The sequence below is a fragment of the Mesorhizobium sp. WSM4847 genome (assembly GCF_055811335.1).
This window is the reverse complement of sequence record NZ_JBVVPY010000098.1, coordinates 1-738: the sequence shown is the minus strand read 5'-3', so window position 1 is coordinate 738 and position 738 is coordinate 1. Positions and strand designations below refer to the sequence as shown.

1 protein-coding gene is annotated in these 738 nt (G+C 64.5%); it reads right to left on the bottom strand.

Annotated elements, in window-relative coordinates:
• Window positions 1–664: LysR substrate-binding domain-containing protein (locus AC0L28_RS34685; RefSeq protein WP_473482989.1), on the bottom strand; the 664-nt coding region annotated here is incomplete at its 3' end.
• Between the last annotated feature and the right edge of the window lie 74 nt (window positions 665–738).

The window sequence follows — 738 nt, the reverse complement described above, 5'->3', positions numbered from 1 at the left end:
TCGATGGATGCGCCAGCTCTGTTCCCGCCGCCGCTGCGGCGGCAATCTTGTGGCGCAGCCAGTGATGCTCTGGGTCGCGATGGCAACGCTCGTGCCAAATCAGCCCAACCTCGTAAGGCGACAGTTCCACCGGCGGATCGACAATCGCTAGGGGGAGCAAGGCGGCGATCCGTGTCGCGACGCGGTGTGGTACAATCAGCACCAGATCGGTCGCCGCGATGGCTACAGCGGCCGTCAGGAGGTTGGAAACCAGCACCGGATCGCGATCTTGGAGGTGTAAATTTGCCAGATCGTCATGCACCCGGCCAAAGCCGCCCTTAGCATCCGAGTCAATGGCAGCGTGGCGCAGGGCAGCGAAGGCCTCGATCGTCCATTCCTGCGCCAGGGCTGGGTGGTCGCAACGTAGCAGGCAGGCGAAGCGGTCAGTATAGAGCCTGCGCCGAAAGAAGCCCGGTGGCGTGCCACCGGTCTGCCCAACGGCCAGATCGATCTCGCCTTGCTCAAGCCGCCGGAGCGCGCCGGTTAGAAACGAGCCGGTGACGATGTCGAGATTGGGCGCGTGCTCGCGCAGCATGGGTAGGAGAGGCGGCAGCAAGATCAGGGCTTGATGGTCGGGTATCGCCATTATCGTCTTTGATCGCCATTCCCCCTGGCGGTTCACCATCCCGCGGAGCGCATCCAACACCGGCGGCAGCATTCGGGCCAACCGTTCGGCCTGCGGCGTCGGGACCAAGCCGC